The organism is Streptomyces sp. NPDC086077 (assembly GCF_040686175.1).
Taxonomy (GTDB): Bacteria; Actinomycetota; Actinomycetes; order Streptomycetales; family Streptomycetaceae; genus Streptomyces.
Genome location: NZ_JBFBJT010000012.1, coordinates 54,546 through 72,075 on the forward strand (window position 1 = coordinate 54,546; position 17,530 = coordinate 72,075).

Here is a 17,530-nt window from a genome sequence, read left to right on the forward strand (position 1 = left end):
CCGGTCACGCGCCGGTTCAGGCGGCGACGGCCACCCGCTCCCGCTCCTCCACCGGCGAGCTGCCCGCGTTGTCGTACGCCTCCCGGTCGAGCAGCCCCTCACGGGCCGCGACGACGACCGGCACCAGCGCATGTCCGGCCACGTTCGTAACCGTGTGCTCGAGGAAGGGGCGCTGCGGATCACGGAGGCGGCGCTCGGCCCCGACCATCCCGACACAGTCACGCTACTGGGCAACCTGGCCATGACGCTGGGCGAGTTGGGGCGCCATGCCGAGGCCCTGCCGCCAGTGGAGCGGGCGCTGCGGATCACCGAGGCAACGCTCGGCCCCCACCATCCCGACACAACCACGCTACTGGGCAACCTGGCCGTCACGCTGGGCGAGTTGGGGCGCCATGCCGAGGCCCTGCCGCTGGCGGAGCGGGCGCTGCGGATCACCGAGGCGAGGCTCGGCCCCGACCATCCCGACACAGCCACCCGTCTGGATAACCTCGCCAGGAGCATGAGTGAGCTGGGGCGTCATGCTGAGGCGCTGCCGCTGGTGGAGCGGGCGCTGCGGATCACCGAGACGACGCTCGGCCCCGACCATCCCGACACCGCGATCCGCCTGGGCAACCTGGCCGTCACGCTCGACGAGATGGGGCGCCATGCCGAGGCCCTGCCGCCAGTGGAGCGGGCGCTGCGGATCACCGAGACGACGCTCGGCCCCGACCATCCCGACACAGCGATCCGCCTGGGCAACCTGGCCGTCACGCTGGGCGAGTTGGGGCGCCATGCCGAGGCCCTGCCGCTGGAGGAGCGGGCGCTGCGGATCACCGAGGCGACGCTCGGCCCCGACCATCCCGCCACAGCCACCCGTCTGGATAACCTTGCCAGGAGCATGAGTGAGCTGGGGCGTCATGCCGAGGCGCTGCCCCTGGCGGAGCGCGCGCTGCGGATCACCGAGACGACGCTCGGCCCCGACCATCCCGACACAGCGATCCGCCTGGGCAACCTGGCCGTCACGCTCGACGAGATGGGACGTCATGCCGAGGCCCTGCCCCTGGCGGAGCGGGCACTGGAGATCACCGAGGCGGCCCTCGGCCCCGCCCACCCCGACGCCGCCATCCGCCTGAACAACCTCGTCGCACTCCGTGAGCGGTTGAAAGACCACGACGAATGACAAATCCGCACCAGGGTAGTTCGTCGACACGGACATGCTGGTAAGGGGTGCACGGGGGCTGACGTGGGGACGGAGGTCGCGGAACGTCAGGGGCGACAGATCGCGGACGCGCACCAGCAGAGGTCGACGTGCAGACGCGCCACCAGCAGCGGGCACACGGGCATGCCCTCAGGCATGACGGGCGCGGCTGATGACTTCATGCGGAGACCTTAACACCGGAGCTTTGAGATCCCCAAAGCCTTACTTTGACAGGCACACAGCGGACATTGCCTTACAAACCCCGACAAGAGGCTCTCGGGATGCTAGCCCTGCGCCCGCGCCGCGTCGTCCGCGACGTCCTCCTGGCTGCGGTTGGCCTCGAAGTTGGCCTTGACGCGGTCCACCTTCTGCACGATCCGCACGGACGCCCGGTCCCGCTCCTTGCGCAGCACGACGAAGCTGATCGGCGCCGAGACCACGAGGGCGAGCAGCACCACCCAGATGCCGTTGGAGGCGCCGAGCCCGCGCGGGGCCACACCGGAGTAGACGAGGCCCCAGACGACCACGAGGCAGCCCACGAAGATCCCGAGGCGCATCAGCGTGTAGCGGAGCATCTCAATCCACTCTTCCGTGTCGAAGGGCCAGAACTACCCAAAGGGCACCGTCAAGTGAAGCACGCCCGACAGCCGATCTTGCAAGGGGGTGCGCGCAGCGGGCACTTGCGAGCCTGGCGCTCAGTGCAGCGGCAGCAGCATGATCACGTCGTCACGGTCGTCGCCGGGGGCGACGCGGATCGCGTCGGGGATGCGGCCGACCTCCTTGTAGCCGCACGAGCCGTAGAACCGTTCGAGCCCCATGCCGCTCCGGCAGGTGAGCCGTATCGCCTCGATCCCCTCGAACCCACGGGCGGCGTCCGCCGCGGCGGCCAGCAGGTCCCGGCCGTACCCCTTGCCCTGGTGACGCGGGTGCACCATCACCGTGTACAGCCACAACCAGTGCCCCATCAGCCGGTGGGTGTTGAAGGTGAGGAACGCGGTCGCGCACACCCGGCCGCCCTGGTCGAATCCGGCGAGCAGGCGACTACGGCCCTCGGCCATCGCCGCGAACTGCTTCAAGAGCTCGGGGCGCACCGACTCCCGCGTCACGGGCGGGACGAATCCGACGGCTCCACCGGCGTTGGTGACGTCCGTCCAGAGGTCGAGCAGGCCGTCGCGCAGGGAGCGGTCCACGGCGGGGTCGAGCGTGAACGTAAGGGGCATGGCGCGATGGTACCTATTACACACGCGACATGGCGAGGGCCCCTCGCACGAGTGAGGGGGGGCAACCGCGCCCCAGGCCTCACGACAGTATCCGCGCCGCCACCTTCAGATCCGAGACCAGCCCCTGGTACGCCGCCTCCCGGTCGTCCGCGCGCAGGACCGACGACGGGTGCACGGTCGGCACCAGCCGCTCGCGACGCCCGTGGACCTCCTCCTCCAGTACGGTCCCCCGCACCTGTGTCACCCGGAACGACGAGCCCAGCAGCGCCTTGCCCGCGGTCGCCCCCAGCACGACGATCAGCTCCGGCTCGACGAGAGCCAGCTCGGCGGCGAGCCACGGACCGCAGGCGGTCATCTCCCGCAGGCTGGGCGCCTTGTGGATGCGCCGCTTACGGGGCTCCGCCTGCGTGAACTTGAAGTGCTTGACGGCATTGGTGACATACGCCTCACCGGGGTCGATCCCGGCCTCCGCGAGCGCCCGGTCGAGGAGCTTCCCGGCGGGGCCCACGAAGGGCTTGCCCTGCCGGTCCTCCTGGTCACCGGGCTGTTCGCCGACGAGCATCACGCGCCCGTGCGCGTTGCCCGCGCCGAAGACGGTCCGGGTGGCGTCGCGGTGCAGCGGGCAGCCCCGGCAGCCGGTGGCGGCCTCGCGCAGGGCGTCGAGGCTCCTGGCCTCCGCCGGGACGAAGGGCTCGGCGGTGTACCGGTCCTCGGGGGCCGTCGTACGGGGGGTCACGGTCGCCGGGTACCCCTGAACGGGTGCGGGCGAACGGGCGCCCGCGGGTGAGCGGAACCTGGCCGAGCGGTCCCCCGCGTCCCTTCGGCCGGCACACCCACCCGCGTCGCGGTCAGATCCGCATCGGCTGCGGCGCCTCGCGGCGTGCCGGGTCCGGGCCCTCGAACTCGCGGATGATCTCGTACCGCGTGTTGCGCTCCACCGGGCGGAAGCCGGCGTCCCGGATGAGGTCCAGCAGGTCGTCGCGGGTGAGCTTGTTGGGCGTGCCGTAGTTGTCGGCGTCGTGGGTGATCTTGTACTCGACGACCGAGCCGTCCATGTCGTCCGCGCCGTGCTGGAGGGCGAGCTGCGCGGTCTGGACGCCGTGCATCACCCAGAAGACCTTGACGTGCTGGACGTTGTCGAAGAGCAGCCGGGAGACGGCGAAGGTCTTCAGGGCCTCCAGCGGGGTCGCCATGGCCGTCCGGGCCTGGAGGCGGTTGCGGACCTTGCCGTCCTTCACGTCGACGAAGTCGTGCTGGTAGCGCAGCGGGATGAAGACCTGGAAACCGCCGGTCTCGTCCTGGAGTTCACGCAGCCGCAGGACGTGGTCGACGCGGTGGCGGGGCTCCTCGATATGACCGTAGAGCATGGTGGAGGGGGTCTTGAGCCCCTTCTCGTGCGCCAGCCGGTGGATCCGCGACCAGTCCTCCCAGTGGGTGCGGTGGTCCACGATGTGCTGGCGGACCTCCCAGTCGAAGATCTCGGCGCCACCGCCGGTGAGCGACTCCAGACCGGCGTCGATCAGCTCGTCGAGGATCTCCGACGCGGACAGGCCGGAAATGGTCTCGAAGTGGTGGATCTCGGTGGCCGTGAAGGCCTTCATCGAGACGTTCGGGAGGGCGGCCTTCAGCTCGCGCAGGGAGCGCGGGTAGTAGCGCCACGGCAGGTTGGGGTGCAGGCCGTTGACGATGTGCAGCTCGGTGAGGTTGTCCGCCTCCATCCCCTTGGCGAGCCGCACGGCCTCCTCGATGCGCATCGTGTACGCGTCCTTCTCCCCCGGCTTGCGCTGGAAGGAGCAGTACGCGCAGGAGGCCGTACAGACGTTGGTCATGTTGAGGTGGCGGTTGACGTTGAAGTGCACGACGTCGCCGTTCTTGCGCGTGCGCACCTCGTGGGCGAGGCCGCCGAGCCAGGCCAGGTCGTCCGACTCGTACAGCGCGATGCCGTCCTCACGAGTCAGCCGCTCACCGGAGCGGACCTTCTGCTCCAGCTCGCGCTTGAGCCCGACATCCATGCGCACACCTCTCTCCGACAGACTTCGTAAACCGTACTCCCCGCCCTTCGGGCGGAAGGTGCCCCGTCCGGCGCTCCGCGCCTACACCTCTTCGGGCAGCTCACCCACCCGGTTCTCCCACTTGGTGGACAGCACGATGGTGGTACGGGTCCGGGACACCCCCTTGGTGCCGGAGAGCCGGCGGATGATCCTCTCCAGGCCGTCCACGTCGGTCGCCCGCACCTTGAGCATGAACGAGTCGTCACCGGCGATGAACCAGCAGTCCTCGATCTCCGACAGGTCCCGCAACCGCTGCGCCACGTCCTCGTGGTCGGCGGCGTCCGAGAGCGAGATGCCGATCAGGGCGATGACGCCGAGGCCGAGCGAGGCGGCGTTCACGGTGGCGCGGTAGCCGGTGATGACGCCGGCCGCCTCCAGCCGGTTGATGCGGTCGGTGACGCTGGGCCCCGACAGTCCGACGAGGCGCCCCAGCTCCGCGTAGGAGGCCCGGCCGTTCTCCCTCAGGGCCTGGATGAGCTGCCTGTCCACGGCGTCCATGCGATCGAAGCCTTCCGCTGAAGAGGTCTGACGAGATGAGGTCTGAGGAGTGAGGAGTGAGCAGTTGTGAGGAGTGAAGGGGTCTGACGAGTCGGGGGGTGAAGGAGGCTCAGGTGGTGCGCGAACCGCCCCCGAGTTCGCCCGCCCAGCGGCGGTAGAGCGTGTGGGGCACGCCGGCCGCGTCGAGGACCCGTCCGGCGACGAAGTCGACGAGGTCCTGGATGTGGGTGGCGCCCGCGTAGAAGGCGGGCGAGGCGGGTACGACGGCCGCGCCGGCGTCGTCCAGGGAGACGAGGTGGCGCAGCGTCTGTCCGCCGAGCGGCGCCTCCCGCACGGCGACGACCAGCGGGCGGCCCTCCTTCAGGGTGACGCTCGCGGCCCGTTGCAGAAGGTCCTTGGAGAGCCCGAGGGCGACACCGGCCACACAGGCGGTGGACGCCGGCACGATGAGCATCCCCTTCGCCGGGTACGACCCCGAGGACGGACCGGCGGCCAGGTCGCCCGCGCTCCAGTGCCGTACGCCGTCGAGGTCGACGGCGAAGGTGTCCGGCTTCCCGTCGGCCCCTCTGGCCAGCCATTCCCGCAGGTCGCTCTGCCAGTGCGCGTCCCGGAAGGAGAGCCCCGTCTCGTCCAGCAGGGTGAGCCGCGAGGCCCGGCTGACGACGAGGTCGACGCTCTCACCGGCATCCAGCAGCGCACGCAGCACAGCAGCCGCATACGGCGTACCGGAAGCTCCGGACACCCCCACGATCCAAGGCGCGCGCTGCGATTCCCCTGCGTTCACATCTTGAGCGTACCGGTGGGACGGCGGGTGTTCAGGGCCGGGCGGACGCCGGGGCCGTACCGGGGGCAGCTCGGCACCCCGGCTCCGGCGCGCCCCGGCCACCCGGACGGGCTACACCGTGAGCCCTCGCACCATCAGGTCGAGGAGCGCGCAGACGAACAGGCTGATCCCGATGAAGCCGTTGGTCGAGAAGAACGCCCTGTTCAGCCGGGACAGATCGTGCGGGCGGACGATGGAGTGCTCGTACCCGAACGCGCCCGCGACGATCAGCAGACCGAGCCAGAAGAAGGCGCCCGCGCCGGTGGCCAGGGCGTACCAGACGAAGAGGGCCGTCGTGACGGCATGGCAGGCGCGGGCCGCCCAGATCGCCGCAGGGACGCCGAAGCGGGCCGGCACCGACATGACGCCGGTCTCGCGGTCGGTCTCGACGTCCTGGCAGGCGTAGATCAGGTCGAAACCGCCGATCCAGATGCCGACGGCGAGGCCGAGGATCACGGCGTCCCAGGACCAGGCGCCGCTGATCGCGAGCCAGCCGCCGACCGGGCCCATGGCCTGGGCGAGGCCGAGAATGGCCTGGGGGAAGTTCGTGAACCGTTTGCCGTAGGGGTAGACGACCATCGGGATGACGGCGACCGGGGCCAGCGCCAGGCAGAGCGGGTTCAGCAGGGCCGCCGCGCCGAGGAAGACGGCCAGGGCGATCAGGGCGCCGGTCCACGCGTGCCGTACCGACATCGCGCCGGTGACCAGCTCGCGGTGGGCGGTGCGCGGGTTCCGGGCGTCGATCTCGCGGTCGATGATCCGGTTGACGGCCATGGCGAAGGTGCGCAGGCCGACCATGCAGACCGTGACCAGGAGCAGACGGCCCCAGTGGATGTTGCGGTCCAGGTCGAACATCGCGGTGAGGGCGGCGATGTAGGCGAAGGGCAGCGCGAAGACCGAGTGCTCGATCATCACCAGGCGCAGGAACGCCTTGGTGCGGCCCGGCTGCGGAAGCGCGGCGGATGCGGAACTCACAGGCCGTACTCCTTCCAGCGGCGGTCCACCGTGGCCGCCGTCTGCGGGTCGGACTCCACCATGTCGGGCCAGCCCCCGTCGCGCGTGTAGCCCTCCTCGGGCCACTTCTTCGTCGCGTCGATGCCCGCCTTGCCGCCCCAGAACTGCTGGTAGGACGCGTGGTCGAGATGGTCGACCGGGCCTTCGACGACCGAGAGGTCACGGGCGTAGTCGGTGTTGCCGAGGGCCCGCCAGGCGACCTCGTGCAGATCGTGCACGTCGCAGTCCGAGTCGACCACCACGATCAGCTTGGTCAGGGACATCATGTGCGCGCCCCAGATCGCGTGCATCACCTTCTGCGCGTGCTTGGGGTACTTCTTGTCGATCGAGACGATCGCGCAGTTGTGGAAGCCGCCGGCCTCGGGCAGGTGGTAGTCCACGATGTCCGGAACGATGATCTTCAGCAGGGGGAGGAAGAAGCGCTCCGTCGCACGGCCGAGGGGTCCGTCCTCCGTCGGGGGCCGGCCCACGACGATCGACTGGAGCAGCGGCCGCTTGCGCATCGTCACGCAGTCGATCTTCAGGGCCGGGAAGGGCTCCTGCGGCGTGTAGAAGCCGGTGTGGTCGCCGAACGGGCCCTCGGGGAGCATCTCGCCGGGCTCCAGCCAGCCCTCGATGACGACCTCCGCCTGCGCCGGCACCTGGAGCGGCACGGTCTTGCAGTCGACCATCTCGATCCGCCTGCCCGCGAGGAAACCGGCGAACAGGTACTCGTCGATGTCGCCGGGGAGCGGCGCGGTGGAGGCGTACGTCACGGCGGGCGGGCAGCCGAAGGCGATCGCGACCGGCAGCCGCTCGCCCCGGCGGGCGGCCACCTGGTAGTGGTTGCGGCTGTCCTTGTGGATCTGCCAGTGCATGCCGATGGTGCGGCGGTCGTGGCGCTGGAGGCGGTACAGGCCGAGGTTGCGGACGCCCGTCTCCGGGTCCTTGGTGTGGGTCAGGCCCAGGTTGAAGAAGGAGCCGCCGTCCTTGGGCCAGGTGAACAGGGCCGGGAGCTGCTCCAGGTCGACGTCGTCGCCGTGCAGGACGACCTCCTGCACCGGGGCGTCCTTCACCTTCTTCGGCGGGACGTGCGCCATGGCGCCGAGCTTGCCGAAGGCCTCGCGCACACCGACGAACCCGTGCGGCAGTTCGGGCCTCAGCAACCCGCCGATCTTCTCGGAGATCTCGCCGTACGACTTCAGCCCCAGTGCCTTCAGCAGCCGCCGGTCGGTTCCGAACACGTTCATGGCGAGGGGCATGGAAGAGCCCTTCACCTTCTCGAAGAGCAGCGCGGGGCCGCCCGCCTTCTGCACCCGGTCGACGATCTCCCCGACCTCCAGATACGGGTCGACCTCCACCTTGATGCGCTTCAGGTCCCCCTCGCGCTCCAGTGCCCTGAGCAGGGAGCGAAGATCGTCGTAAGCCATGGGGTCAAGTATCCCCGAGGGGCTACCCTGGCCCCGTCACGGGGGCCGTGCGAGCGGCCCCCGACCGCCGTTCCACGAGGTGACTGCCGATGCTCCGGATCCTGATGTTCGTCGTGCCGCTGGCGTTGAGCGTGTACGCGTTCATCGACTGCATCAGCACCGACGAGAAGGACATCCGGCACATCCCGAAGCCGCTGTGGGCGATCCTGGTGCTCCTGTTCCCGCTCGTCGGCTCCATCTCCTGGCTGATCGCGGGCAAGCGCCGCCGCCCGGAGGGCCGGCCCGGCCGCCGCTCCCAGTGGGTCGCCCCCGACGACAACCCCGAGTTCCTGAAGTCGCTCTCGGAGGACGAGGACGAGAAGGACCGCAAGAGGGACGGCGACGACGCCTGACGCGTCAGTCGGCGAAGGCCTCCTCGACCTGCACGACCCTGATGTGCTCCCCGCCGAACTCCTCCACGGCCACTTCCCGCGCGGCCCGCGGGTCGTCGACGCCGACGTGCACCCACCCCCGCTCGTCCACGCCGACCTCACGGAGTTGGAAGGTGCCGTGCCAGCGGTGCATGTCGGCGGAGACACGGCCGGCGAGGGCTTCCAGCTCACCCCGGTTGACGTCGGTGTCGTACAGACGCAGGGTCACACCTTTTCCGGCGGCCCCACAGTCGCCGGCGTCGAAGTCGGCGGAGGGCACGCGGTAGACGCTCACTGTGACGCCGGAGAGGCCGCCGACGTTCGGGTGCGGCCGACTCCACCGCCGACCAGTCCGGCCCGGCGCGCCCACCCGCGCCGGGGGACCGACTCCCTGATCAGCGCGGCGGTGCCTGCCGCGCGTTCGGCGGCGGGCCCTCGGCCAGGAGTGCCCCGCCCGCCGCGCCGCCCGCCGGGCCGAGTTCGACCAGCCAGTCCGAGGCCGCGATGACGTCCTCGTTGTGTTCGATGGTCACCACGGAGTGGCCCGCGTCGACCAGGCGTTGCAGTACGTCCACCAGGCGGGAGGTGTCCGCCGCGTGCAGGCCGGTCGTCGGCTCGTCCAGGAGGTAGAGGCACGAGCCGCCCGCCCGTCGGCCCAACTCCTTCGCCAGTTTCAGGCGTTGCGCCTCGCCGCCCGAGAGCGTCGGTGCCGGCTGCCCGAGCGGCAGATAGCCGAGCCCCACGTCCGCCATCCGCCGCAGCCGTCCGGCGACCTGCGGCACCTCCGCGAACACTCCCAGCGCCTCGTCGACCGTCGCCGCCAGCACCTCGGCGATGTCGTACCCGCCGTAGCGCACCGTCAGCACCTCGCGTCCGAACCGCCGCCCCTCGCACCCCGGGCAGCGCACCTCGACCGCGGGCAGGAAGTGCATCCGCACGGACAGCACGCCGGCGCCCTCGCAGCGCTCGCACCGCCCGCCCGGCACGTTGAACGAGAAGTGCCCCGGGGTCAGCGCACCGCCGGACCGCCCCGCGAAGACCTCCCGTATCGGGCCAAAGGCGTCCGAGTAGGTGGCCGCGTTGGAGCGGGGCATCCGGCTGATCGGCTCCTGGTCGATAACGACGACCTTGCCCAGCGCCTCCCACCCGTCGATCCCGTCGTGCTCGGCCGGCGCCTCCCCGGCCCCGTGGAGCCGCCGCCGGGCGGCCCGTCCCAGGATGTCCAGCACCAGCGACGACTTGCCGGACCCGGACGGCCCGGCCACCGTCACCAGCCGGCCGAGCGGGATCCGTACGTCGATCCCCTTCAGGTTGTGCGCCCGGGCGCCCCGGATCGTCAGTGCCCGGTCGGCGTCATCGCGCCCCCGCGAGATGGGGGCGCGCAACCGCCCCGCCAGATACGCCCCGCTCACCGACCCCTCCACCGCCGCGACCTGCGCGGGCGTCCCCTCGGCGACGACCCGTCCGCCGTCGCGCCCCGCGCCGGGCCCGATGTCGACGACGTGGTCCGCCGCCCGCAGCACGTCGAGGTCGTGCTCGATGACCAGCACGGTGTTCCCCAGGTCCCGCAGTCCGCGCAGGACGCCGATCAGGCGCGCGGTGTCGGAGGAGTGCAGCCCGATGGTCGGTTCGTCGAGGACGTAGAGCACACCCGTGAGCCCGGAGCCCAGCAGCGCGGCGAGCCGCAGCCGTTGCGCCTCGCCCGCGGAGAGGCTGGGCGTCGCCTGGTCGAGGGTCAGATAGCCGACCCCGACGTCGACGAGCCGCCGTACCCGCTCCTGAAGGTCGGCGACGACCGGCTCGGCGAACAGCCACTCGTCCCCGGTGGCCCGCTCCCGTACGCCGCCGAGCCACCCGGCGAGTTCGTCCAGCGGCAGCCGGGCGGCGTCGGTGATCGACAGCCCGTGCACGGTGACGGCCCGGCTCTCCGGCCGCAGCCGGGTCCCGGCGCACGCGCCGCACTCCTCCTTCACCATCAGCCGCTCGGTCTTCTCCCGGTACTCGGCGTCCTCGATCCGCTCGGCGTACCGCCGCATCAGCGCCGTGACCACGCCCTCGAAGCGCCCTGCCGTGACCGTCGCGGGCGGCTCGACGCCGGGGAAGTGGCGCCGGAACTCGGGGCTTTCGACCCCGTACAGCAGCAAGTCCCGCTGAGCTGTGTCGAGTTCGTCGACGGGAACGGAGGCGTCGAAGTCCAGCCCGTAGTGCGTGGCGGCGGCGCCGAGCAGCTGCACGTTCCGCTCGGTGGCCTTCGGATGCCAGCCGAGCACGGCCCCGGCGGCCACCCCGAGGCCGCCGTCGACCAGCCGCGGCACCTCGGCCCGGAACACCTCGCCGAGCCCCGTGCAGCCGGGGCAGGCGCCGGCGGGCTTGTTGAAGGAGAAGGACCCCATCACGAGTCCGGGCACGCCGGTCCCGCAGTGCGGGCACGGCACGACCTCGCGAGGCTCGTCGCCCTCGTCCTCGTACGCCGCCGCGGCGGACTCGTGCGAGGGCGGTACGCCCTTGCCGCATCCGGGACACGGGCGGACGCCGATGCGCGACCACAGCAGCCGCAGATAGGTGAAGACCTCGGTGACCGTGCCGACGGTGGAACGAGGGCTGCGGTTGGTGAGGTGCTGGTCGACGCTGATCGACGGCGACAGCCCGGTGATGGAGTCGACCGAGGGCCGGCTCACGAAGCCGGTCACCATGCCGAGCGACTCCATGTACTGCCGTTGCCCCTCCCGGTGGAGGGTGTCGAGTGCGAGCGTGGACTTGCCGGAGCCGGACAGGCCGGTCAGGACGACCAGCTTGTTCTTGGGGAGGGAGAGGGTGACGTTCTTGAGGTTGTGGAGTCGGGCGCCCTTGATCTGAATGCGGTCGGCCATGCCTTCAAGTCTGTCATTGAAGTCCTTGTTGGGACTTTTGGCGAACAAACACCCGCTATGAGGGCTTTCTTGTTCCCGTAACCTTCAAATCCATGACGAACGACGACCGGTTGCGCCCGGTGGACCTCGCCCGCCTGGCCGGCGTCTCCGCACAGCAGATCCGCAACTACGAGGACGCGGGCGTCCTGCCGCCCGCCGCCCGCACGGCGTCCGGCTACCGCACCTTCACCGGCACGCACCGCCGTGCCCTGCTCGCCTTCCGCGCCATGGTCCCGGGCTACGGCCCCATGGCGGCGGCCCGGATCATGCGCGCGGTGCACGACGGTGACGTACCGGGCGCCCTGTCACTGGTGGACGCCACGCATGCCGCGCTGCACGAGGAGCGGCAGCGGCTGCGGGCGACGAGCGAGGCCCTGCGGACCCTCGCCGGGCGGCCCGCCGAGCCGCTGCCGTCCGCCGGGCTGCGCGTCGGCGAGGCGGCCGCGCTGATCGGCGTTCGGCCCTCGGCGCTGCGCGTGTGGGAGGCGGCGGGCCTGCTGTCACCGCGCCGGGAGCGCGGGACGGCGTACCGCGTGTACAGCCCCGAGGACGTCCGGGACGCCCGCCTCGTCCACACCCTGCGCGGCAGCAACTACCTCCTCGACCAGATCCGGCCGGTGCTGGAGGACGTACGCCGCGAGGGCGGCACGGAGGCGATGCGGACGGCGATCGGCGACCGGGACGAGGCCCTGAACGCCCGTACGCGCGCGATGCTCGCGGGCGCGGGCGCCCTGCACGGCTACCTCGGCCACCTCGACGGCACCATCCGCGACCCGGACGACAAGTGACCCCACGGCTCCCGAGCCGCCGTCGCCCGCGCCTCCCCGCCGGCGGGCACTGTTCGCCGCCTTTGTTGCCCGGGTGTCGTCGCGCCGGGAGAGTGGACGTATGGATCTGGCACCGGATCAGGCACGGGCGCGCGAATGGCTCACCACCGCCGTCGCCGAGGCTCGCGCCGGGCTCGCACAGGGCGGTGTCCCGATCGGCGCCGCGCTGTACGGCCCCGACGGCACCCTCCTCGGCCGGGGCCACAACCGGCGCGTGCAGGACGGCGACCCGTCGGCGCACGCCGAGACGGCGGCCTTCCGGAACGCGGGGCGGCAGCGGTCGTATCGCGGTACGACGCGTGAGCCGTACCCCCGGGGCGCCCGCTAGGGGAGCACCACCGTCAGCACTTCGATCAGACGTTCGAAGCGCCCCCGCCAGTCCCGCTCCGACTGCTGCTCTCCCTCGAACTCATGGGTGAACCGCAGCGCGCTGCCCTCCCCGTCCCGCTCCAGATGGAACCGGATGCGGCCACCACCCTCCACCGTGTACTCGGCGACCCGGTCGACGTCCCAGGCGGTGACCTCTCCGGACCCGAGTTCACGCAGGGTGACCGCACCTCCGAGGTGGGGTTCGAGCACGTCGGCCGGGGTGAACCAGGCCGCGAGCCCGTCGGCCGTGGCCAGCGCGGGCCAGACCTGCTCCATGGAGCGCGGGAGCCGCACCAGGAAGTGCAGGAGGTGCGTGTTCCCGTGGGTCTGGCTGATGCCCTGCTCGATGGAACCGGTCATGACACCAGCCTGACCCGTCACGCCGGGGTGCGCACGTGTTACGGCCGCTCCCCGGCCCTGTCGACGACCGTGCGTTTGAGGACCGCGCTGGTGCCGTCCACCAGGCCGCCGGCGCCGACCACGCGCTCGCCGAGGAAGGTGAGCGTCTCCTCATCGAAGATCATCTCTTCGCGTTCGCCCTCGCCGGTACGGGTGATCGCGACGCCCTCGCGGCCCACGGAGTCCTTCACGCCGTGGACCACCTCGACGCCGGGGATCGTCGCGGCGGCCCGGTACAGGGCGGCGCCGACCTCCGGCGGCATGAGCGACTCCCGGATCAGGTCGCCGAACAGCACGAAGGCGGCGTGGTCCCGGTCCGGGCGCTCCTCGTCGACCTGCGCGGCGGCGGTCCGGTACAGCCAGTCGCGCATCTCGTCCGCGTCGGCCGGCAGCTTGGACAGCGCGCGGTAGTGGATGGCCCGCTCGTTGTCCGGGGAGCCGGGCTCCAGCGGCACGGGCTCGCTGCCCGGGCGGTCCTCCTCCAGGAGCCCTTCGCGCGTGCCGTCGACGGACAGCCAGATCTCCCGGTCGTGGACGGGTTCCAGCGGCACGCGGCGTCCGTCGACGTGACCGGCGTAGGCGTCCCGGCTCTTGATGTAGACGAACTGGTCGTCCCGGATGCCGCCCGGCACCTCGGACTTCTCGGCCGCCAGCGCGATGTCCTCCAGCAGTGCCACCGCCTCCTTCGAGGCGGCGGGCGTCCCGGACGACCCGGACGGCACGCCGAGGGTGAGCGCTGTCGCGGCGACGGCCGCGGCCGCTCCGGCCACCAGTGCCGGGCGCAGCCAGGGCCTGCGGGCGGGCTTCGGGTCGGAGGACTGCCGGATCTCGGTCATCAGATGCTCCTTGAGGAGTCGGTGACGGCCCGGCGGAAGGTCTCTCTCGGAGAACTCGTTCACAGGTTTCCCTCCCCTACGGGCTTGACCGCGGTGCTGCGGTCCCCTCTCATCTGTCCGCGCGCGCCCGGGGGTTCCATATGTTTCGCGAGTTTCGTCCTCGCCCGCGAGAGCCGCGACCGTACGGTCCCCACCGGCACCCCGAGCGCCTCGGCGGCGGCCTGGTAGTCCAGCCCCGACCACACGCACAGCGCCAGCACCTCCCGCTCGGCCCGCCGCAACCGGGCCAGTGCGGTGCGTACGAGGGCCAGCTGGGCGGCGTCGTCGATCCGCCCGGCCACCTCCTCGGCGAAGTCCCGCTCCGGCTCGTCGCGGGGCAGCCGGGCGACCGCGGCCGCGTGTCTCCGGGCGGCGCGGCGGGTGTTGCGGGCGACGTTGGTGGCGATGCCGAGCAGCCAGGGACGCAGCGAGCCGCCCTCGTCGTCGACCTTCTCGCGCAGCCGCCAGGCGTCCAGGAAGGTCAGCGAGACGATGTCCTCGGCGCTCGCCCAGTCGCCGGTGAGCCGGTAGGCGTGGTTGTAGACGGAGCGCGCGTAGGCGTCGAAGAGCTCGCCGAAGGCCTGGTGGTCCCCCGCGCGTACGCGTTGCCGCAGTTGTGCTTCCACATCCAGTTGCCTGTCCGCACGACGAAGGCCGGTTCCCGTGACTCGGGTCACGGGAACCGGCCTTCTCATGTGCCGCGGGACTCAGAACCCGACGGACTGAAGGGCGCTCAACCCCACGTCGGCGTACGAGTGCTTGCCGGAGACGAAGATGTTGACGCCGTAGTAGTTGAACAGCCAGCACCCGAAGGCGATCAGCGCCAGGTACGCGGCCTTGCGGCCCTTCCAGCCGGCCGTGGCACGGGCGTGCAGATAGCCGGCGTAGGCGACCCAGGTGATGAACGACCAGGTCTCCTTGGGGTCCCAGCCCCAGTAGCGGCCCCACGCGTCGCCCGCCCAGATCGCGCCCGCGATGATCGTGAACGTCCACAGCGGGAAGACGGCGGCGTTGACCCGGTAGGAGAACTTGTCGAGGGAGGCCGCCGCGGGCAGCCGCTCCAGGACCGAGCTGGCGAACCGGCCCGGCGTGCCACCGCCCGCGATCTTGTTCTCGTAGGAGTCGCGGAAGAGGTAGAGCACCGTGGAGACCGCGCCGACGTAGAAGACGGCGCCGCACAGGATCGCCGTCGAGACGTGGATGTACAGCCAGTACGAATGGAGGGCGGGGACCAACTGGTCGCTGGCGGTGTACAGGACGGTGACGGCCACGCCGAGATCGAGGAGGACCGAGGTGATCAGGGGGAGGCCGAGCCAGCGGATGTCCTTCTTCAGCGCGAGCAGCGTGAGGTACACGCCGACGGCGACGGTCGAGAAGGTGATGTTGAACTCGTACATGTTGCCCCACGGCGCCCGCTGCACCGACAGGGCCCGCGTGAGTACACCGCCGAACTCGATCAGGAACGCGAGCAGGGTCAGGGACACGGCGATACGCCCGTAGAGGTCGCCCTTCTCGTCACCTCCGTGCGCCCCCGGCCCGTCGGGCACGTCACGGGCGCCGGCCGCGGCCCGGACGACGACCTTCGGCCGCTCCAGTACGGCGGTCCCGCCGGCGTTCTTGACCGTCACGGCCGGAGCCTCGGTGGCGGCCGCCCCGGCGGCGGTGAGCGCGGCGGCGGTGCGGCCGACCTTGCTGCGGCTGCCGAAGATCCATTCGGTGATGTAGGCGAAGAAGGCCAGGGTGTAGACGGCCATCGCGGAGTAGATCAGCGTGTTGCTGAGGTCCGCGAGGTTCTCGTTGGTCGCGGCGGCGAGCGTCACTTCTCAGCCCCTTCGGCAGGTACGACGTGGGGATCGGGGGTATCGGAACGGTCGTCATCGGGGCCGGGTGCGCCCGGCGCGTTCTCGTAGAGCGTCCCGGCGAGTTCGCCGAGTTCCTCGGGCACCTTGGCGGACTCGCTGCGGCCGAGGCCGGCCATCTCGACGACGGTGACCCCGTCGGCGCCCCGCACCGCGCGCACCCATACGCGGCGGCGCTGGACGAACAGGGAGGCGGCGAGGCCGAGGATCGCGACGACGGCGCCGGTCAGCGCCCAGCCACTGCCGGGCTGCTGGGTGACCTGGAAGCCGGCCCACTCCTTGACGCCCTCGAACGTGACCGAGCCGGCCCCGTTCGGCAGCGTCATGGTCTCGCCGACCGCCAGCCGCTTCTTGAAGAGCTTGCCCTTGGAGTCCTTGAACTCCTCGAGGTTCTTCTTGTTCAGCTGGTACACGCTCTGCGGGATCCCGGAGTCGACACCGAGATCGCCGTGGTACGCCGACAGCGCGAGCCTCGGGTTCAGCAGCGCGGGGAACTGGGAGAGCATCGTGCCGTGGCCCTCACCGGCGAAGCTGGGCACGAAGAAGGCGTTGAAGCCGAGCTGCTCCTTCTCCCCCTCGGCATTGCGGTAGCCGTCCCTCACCATGATCGCGCCGGTGGAGGTGACGTTGCCGTCCAGCGGCAGCAGCGGCACGGCCTCCTTGTCCATCACCACGTCGCCCTTGGCGTCCCGGACGGTGACGATCGGGGCGTAGCCGTGGCTGACCAGGTAGACCTTCGAGCCGTCGATCTCCAGCGGCTCGTTGACCTTGACGACGGTGTCCTGGTCCTTGCCGTAGGCGCCGACGCCGTAGGTGATGCTCGCCTCGTAGGTGCGCGGGGTTCCCCGGTTGGGGCCGGTGGCGGCGTACGTGCCGTGGAAGTCCTTGAGGGTGAAGCTGAACGGGTCCAGGTCGTCCGGGGTGAAGAGGTTGCCGGACTTGAAGTCGTCGTACTGCGTGAGGGTGTTGGCGAAGCCGTCGCCCTCCAGGATCAGCTTGTTGCCCTCGGACTTGAACAGCTGGCCCCAGGCGAAGGCGATCAGCATCACGATCAGGGCGATGTGGAAGGCGAGGTTTCCGACCTCCCGCAGATAGCCCTTCTCGGCGGCGACCGCGTCGCCGGTGAGGTGGGCGCGGAAGCGGCGCTTCTTGAGCAGCGTGAGCGCGGCCTCGTGGACCTGCTCGGGCTCGGCCTCGGTGCGCCAGGTGGTGTAGGCGGGCAGCCGGGTCAGGCGCCTGGGCGCGCCCGGCGGGCGGCTGCGCAGCTGGCCGACGAACTGCCAGGTGCGCGGCACGATGCAGCCGATGAGCGAGATGAACAGCAGGATGTAGATGGCGGAGAACCACACCGAGCTGTAGACGTGGAAGAGGCCGATGGTGTCGTAGAGCGGCGCGAGGGTCTCGTGCCGCTTGCGGAAGTCGGCGACCCGGGTCGCGTCGACGCCGGTCTGCGGGATCAGCGAGCCGGGGATCGCGGCCAGCGACAGCAGCAGGAGCAGCAGCAGCGCGACCCGCATCGAGGTGAGCTGCCGCCAGAACCAGCGGACCCAGCCGATGACGCCGAGGGCGGGGAGGTTGGGCGCGTCCTCGGCGGGCGCGGTGGACAGCTGGGAGCCGGCCGCGCCGAGGTCCTGTTCCGGGGCCTGGTCCTCGGGAGCGCTCGTCACCCTTGCAGTGGTCTTGCTCATCG

General features: G+C 71.1%; 17 protein-coding genes and 3 pseudogenes. 4 read left to right on the top strand and 16 right to left on the bottom strand.

The genetic code is table 11. The annotated features are described in order from the left end of the window. Window positions 1-16: 16 nt before the first annotated feature. Window positions 17-154, bottom strand: a pseudogene (locus tag AB0O67_RS05930) (dicarboxylate/amino acid:cation symporter); the annotation flags it as partial. Here AB0O67_RS05930 and AB0O67_RS05935 point away from each other — a divergent pair. Further along, complete coding sequence (locus AB0O67_RS05935) at window positions 155-1,159, top strand: tetratricopeptide repeat protein (protein ID WP_365446614.1); 1,005 nt, start codon at window positions 155-157, stop codon at window positions 1,157-1,159. A 302-nt stretch (window positions 1,160-1,461) separates the two neighbouring features. On the opposite strand, the gene AB0O67_RS05940 is transcribed toward AB0O67_RS05935, so the two are convergent. The 8 genes and pseudogenes from AB0O67_RS05940 to AB0O67_RS05975 all read right to left on the bottom strand — a co-directional run bounded on the left by AB0O67_RS05940 (window position 1,462) and on the right by AB0O67_RS05975 (window position 8,192). After that, window positions 1,462-1,752, bottom strand: a complete 291-nt coding sequence (locus tag AB0O67_RS05940) for a DUF4229 domain-containing protein (protein WP_365446615.1) — start codon at window positions 1,750-1,752, stop codon at window positions 1,462-1,464. Window positions 1,753-1,872: 120 nt separating this feature from the next. Beyond that, a complete protein-coding gene (locus tag AB0O67_RS05945) occupies window positions 1,873-2,397 on the bottom strand; it encodes a GNAT family N-acetyltransferase (protein ID WP_365446617.1) in 525 nt (174 codons plus the stop codon). A gap of 79 nt (window positions 2,398-2,476) precedes the next feature. Beyond that, window positions 2,477-3,148, bottom strand: a pseudogene (locus AB0O67_RS05950) (UdgX family uracil-DNA binding protein); the annotation flags it as partial. A gap of 97 nt (window positions 3,149-3,245) precedes the next feature. Further along, window positions 3,246-4,409: an aminofutalosine synthase MqnE gene (mqnE, locus tag AB0O67_RS05955; protein WP_365446619.1), complete on the bottom strand. Its 1,164-nt coding sequence runs from the start codon at window positions 4,407-4,409 to the stop codon at window positions 3,246-3,248. An 81-nt stretch (window positions 4,410-4,490) separates the two neighbouring features. Then, window positions 4,491-4,946, bottom strand: coding sequence for an Lrp/AsnC family transcriptional regulator (locus AB0O67_RS05960; protein ID WP_365446621.1), 456 nt, complete (start codon window positions 4,944-4,946; stop codon window positions 4,491-4,493). A gap of 109 nt (window positions 4,947-5,055) precedes the next feature. Further along, the gene (locus tag AB0O67_RS05965; protein WP_365446623.1) at window positions 5,056-5,730 is read right to left on the bottom strand and encodes a flavoprotein; all 675 of its coding nucleotides are present in this window, start codon (window positions 5,728-5,730) and stop codon (window positions 5,056-5,058) included. A gap of 111 nt (window positions 5,731-5,841) precedes the next feature. Then, on the bottom strand, window positions 5,842-6,744 hold the full coding sequence (mqnP, locus tag AB0O67_RS05970) for a menaquinone biosynthesis prenyltransferase MqnP (RefSeq protein WP_365446625.1): 903 nt from the start codon (window positions 6,742-6,744) through the stop codon (window positions 5,842-5,844). Further along, on the bottom strand, window positions 6,741-8,192 hold the full coding sequence (locus tag AB0O67_RS05975) for a menaquinone biosynthesis decarboxylase (protein WP_365446627.1): 1,452 nt from the start codon (window positions 8,190-8,192) through the stop codon (window positions 6,741-6,743). Before AB0O67_RS05975 ends, mqnP begins: the two co-directional genes overlap by 4 nt. A gap of 89 nt (window positions 8,193-8,281) precedes the next feature. Between AB0O67_RS05975 and AB0O67_RS05980 the strand changes: the two genes are divergently transcribed. After that, window positions 8,282-8,584, top strand: coding sequence for a PLD nuclease N-terminal domain-containing protein (locus AB0O67_RS05980; RefSeq protein WP_365446628.1), 303 nt, complete (start codon window positions 8,282-8,284; stop codon window positions 8,582-8,584). Between the two features lie 4 nt (window positions 8,585-8,588). Here the strand turns inward: AB0O67_RS05980 and AB0O67_RS05985 are convergent, their stop codons facing one another. Next, on the bottom strand, window positions 8,589-8,897 hold the full coding sequence (locus AB0O67_RS05985) for a hypothetical protein (protein WP_365446630.1): 309 nt from the start codon (window positions 8,895-8,897) through the stop codon (window positions 8,589-8,591). A gap of 100 nt (window positions 8,898-8,997) precedes the next feature. Further along, complete coding sequence (gene uvrA / locus AB0O67_RS05990) at window positions 8,998-11,472, bottom strand: excinuclease ABC subunit UvrA (RefSeq protein WP_365446632.1); 2,475 nt, start codon at window positions 11,470-11,472, stop codon at window positions 8,998-9,000. Between the two features lie 92 nt (window positions 11,473-11,564). Here uvrA and AB0O67_RS05995 point away from each other — a divergent pair, with 92 nt between their 5' ends. After that, window positions 11,565-12,299: a MerR family transcriptional regulator gene (locus AB0O67_RS05995; RefSeq protein ID WP_365446633.1), complete on the top strand. Its 735-nt coding sequence runs from the start codon at window positions 11,565-11,567 to the stop codon at window positions 12,297-12,299. A gap of 100 nt (window positions 12,300-12,399) precedes the next feature. Then, window positions 12,400-12,636 (top strand): annotated as a pseudogene (locus AB0O67_RS06000) (nucleoside deaminase); the annotation flags it as partial. 26 nt (window positions 12,637-12,662) lie between these two features. Here AB0O67_RS06000 and AB0O67_RS06005 read toward each other — a convergent pair. The 5 genes from AB0O67_RS06005 to AB0O67_RS06025 form a co-directional block, all read right to left on the bottom strand. Beyond that, window positions 12,663-13,067 (bottom strand): SRPBCC domain-containing protein, encoded by a 405-nt coding sequence (locus AB0O67_RS06005; protein WP_365446635.1) that lies wholly within the window; start codon window positions 13,065-13,067, stop codon window positions 12,663-12,665. 38 nt (window positions 13,068-13,105) lie between these two features. Next, window positions 13,106-14,005 (bottom strand): CU044_5270 family protein, encoded by a 900-nt coding sequence (locus AB0O67_RS06010; protein ID WP_365446637.1) that lies wholly within the window; start codon window positions 14,003-14,005, stop codon window positions 13,106-13,108. Next, on the bottom strand, window positions 14,002-14,595 hold the full coding sequence (locus tag AB0O67_RS06015) for an RNA polymerase sigma factor (RefSeq protein WP_365446678.1): 594 nt from the start codon (window positions 14,593-14,595) through the stop codon (window positions 14,002-14,004). The genes AB0O67_RS06010 and AB0O67_RS06015 overlap by 4 nt, the downstream gene beginning before the upstream one ends. 93 nt (window positions 14,596-14,688) lie before the next feature. Beyond that, window positions 14,689-15,801 (bottom strand): c-type cytochrome biogenesis protein CcsB, encoded by a 1,113-nt coding sequence (ccsB, locus tag AB0O67_RS06020; protein WP_365446639.1) that lies wholly within the window; start codon window positions 15,799-15,801, stop codon window positions 14,689-14,691. After that, a complete protein-coding gene (locus AB0O67_RS06025; RefSeq protein WP_365446640.1) occupies window positions 15,798-17,528 on the bottom strand; it encodes a cytochrome c biogenesis protein ResB in 1,731 nt (576 codons plus the stop codon). The genes ccsB and AB0O67_RS06025 overlap by 4 nt, the downstream gene beginning before the upstream one ends. Window positions 17,529-17,530: the final 2 nt, after the last annotated feature.